The organism is Okeania sp. SIO3I5 (assembly GCF_010672085.1).
GTDB lineage: Bacteria > Cyanobacteriota > Cyanobacteriia > Cyanobacteriales > Microcoleaceae > Trichodesmium.
The window spans coordinates 6,715-9,369 of the sequence record NZ_JAAHHT010000315.1 but is presented as its reverse complement, the minus strand read 5'-3'; the positions used below and the strand labels follow the sequence as shown (position 1 = coordinate 9,369).

The window sequence follows — 2,655 nt, the reverse complement described above, 5'->3', positions numbered from 1 at the left end:
TTTCCCCAATCCCGGAAACCCCCGCCACTAGGATCATTTCTGCTCTGACTTCTCCCCCTTTTGTGGGAGGGTGGGGAGTGTGGGGAGTGTGGGGAGTGTGGGGAGTGTGGGGGGAATTACTAAGGGGATTACTAACTCTATCAAAAGCATCCAGTAAGATTTGTACTTCGGTTTCCCGTCCGTAGAGTTTTTCGGGGATGAGGAAGCGATCGCTCACATCCCGCTCTCCTAACTCAAACGATCTAGTTTTTCCGGTTTGTTCTAACTGTTGCAGACATTTCTCTAGATCATGCTTCAAACCCAAGGCACTCTGATAACGGTCTTCCGCATTCTTATTCATCAATTTGAATGCTATTTCTTGCAAGACTTCTGGCACTTGAGTTTTCACAGGAAACTTGGGTTTATGGGCAATATGACAATGCACCAATTCCATTGGATCGCTACTTTCAAACGGTAATTTTCCACTTAGCAGTTCAAAAAATGTTACTCCCAGAGAATAGAAGTCGCTACGATAATCAATGCCTCGGTTCATGCGTCCGGTTTGTTCGGGGGAGATGTAGGCAAGGGTTCCTTCCAGAACGTTAGGGTTAATTAGTTGTTGTTGTTCAGTAGGTAATAAACTAGAGATACTGAAGTCGATCAGTTGAATTTGTTTGGTTTCAGGATGGATGACGATGTTGGCAGGTTTAATGTCTTTGTGAATAATCCGTTGTTGGGTTAGATAGTGGAGAGCTTCTGCTAGTTGGATGGCAATGTGGAGAAATTCGGTTAGAGAACAGTCTGATTTTGGCCAATAGTCGGAAAGAGCGATCGCTCCCGAATCTGGCATAATTAGAGCATAACCATTTTTATAGCGTTCCCAGGCCAAAGGTTGAACAATTCTCGGATGTTCCAGGTGACGGGTGATGATGTATTGGTTGCGGAATTGGACTAATTCATTAAAACTGGGGTAGGGGTTGCGTAAAACTTTAATGATGACTGGCCGCCGAGGGGTGGCTCGGATAGCTTGATAGATTACTGTGCGGTTTCCGGTATATATTTGGTTTTTTTCTTGATAACCAGGTAAATTGAGCATCATCATCTCCAGGGGAAGGGGAGTACCACATTTTACACTATTAAGTGAATTTTAAGTGTAAGTTTCAATAAAAATTAACCTTATTTGACCTATCCAAATTTAGTTGAAACTACGGTTAGTAGTAGTAACAAATCTTTTAGATAATTTCTTCATACGACTGCACAAAAAAATCGTCTAACATTGGTTTTTAATTATTTTTATACTCAAATTCAACATAATCCGTCAATCAATAGTATAAAATAAAAGTAAGAAATAGGATATAAATGATGCTTCTTTTCCATTACTAATACTTTTCCAGAAAGTGTCTACCTAAAATTAGGCCTACAAAACCCCCCTATTATAATTATGACACAGCTTAATTTTTTGTAATAAACAGCTACTTGCTACTCCTGGCAACATTTTTTAGTTTTGCAAACCAAGGTATATATCTCGGAAAACTTGTCGCTTTTCAAGATAAAAATTAATATAGAAATATAGGGAAATAAAAAAAAGCGACTAAATTCCTTTAATAAGACACATGGATAATCCACCACTAAAAATTAATAGTTAGCGTTCGGGGATCAATATATCTTATATCATTTCACTGAATTCTCAATTCAGAATTGAGAATTGAGAATGGCAGATTTGAGCGGCTAAAAATTTTGACATTCACAGCAGTTTCAGGCAATTATTTGACATTGAAAGTTTGAAACTATTTAACAGAATTGAGAATTGAGAATTGAGAATGGCAGATTTGAGCGGCTAAAAATTTTGACATTCACAGCAGTTTCAGGCAATTATTTGACATTGAAAGTTTGAAACTATTTCACAGAATTCAGAATTGAAAATTCAGAATTGAGAATGGCAGATTTGAGCGGCTAAAAAATTTGATATTCACAACAGTTTCAGGCAATTATTTGACATTGAAAGTTTGAAACTATTTCACAGAATTCAGAATTGAGAATTGAGAATGGCAGATTTGAGCAGCTAAAAATTTTGACACTCACAACAGTTTCAGGCAATTATTTGACATTGAAAGTTTGAAACTATTTAACAGAATTCAGAATTGAAAATTCAGAATTGAGAATGGCAGATTTGAGCGGCTAAAAATTTTGACATTCACAACAGTTTCAGGCAATTATTTGACATTGAAAGTTTGAAACTATTTCACAGAATTCAGAATTGAAAATTCAGAATTGAGAATGGCAGATTTGAGCGGCTAAAAATTTTGACATTCACAGCAGTTTCAGGCAATTATTTGACATTGAAAGTTTGAAACTATTTAACTGAATTCAGAATTGAAAATTCAGAATGGCAGATTTGAGCGGCTAAAAATTTTGACATTCACAGCAGTTTCAGGCAATTATTTAACATTGAAAGTTTGAAACTATTTAACTGAATTCAGAATTCAGAATTGAGAATTCAGAATTGAGAATTCAGAATGGCAGATTTGAGCGGCTAAAAATTTTGACATTCACAACAGTTTCAGGCAATTATTTGACATTAAAAGTTTGAAACTATTTAACTGAATTCAGAATTGAGAATTGAGAATGGCAGATTTGAGCAGCTAAAAATTTTGACATTCACAACAGTTTCAGGCA

General features: G+C 36.2%; 1 protein-coding gene. It reads right to left on the bottom strand.

The genetic code is table 11. The features are described from left to right. On the bottom strand, nucleotides 1–1,075 hold a 1,075-nt coding region (locus tag F6K40_RS36310; protein ID WP_375340629.1), incomplete at its 3' end, for a serine/threonine protein kinase. Nucleotides 1,076–2,655: the final 1,580 nt, after the last annotated feature.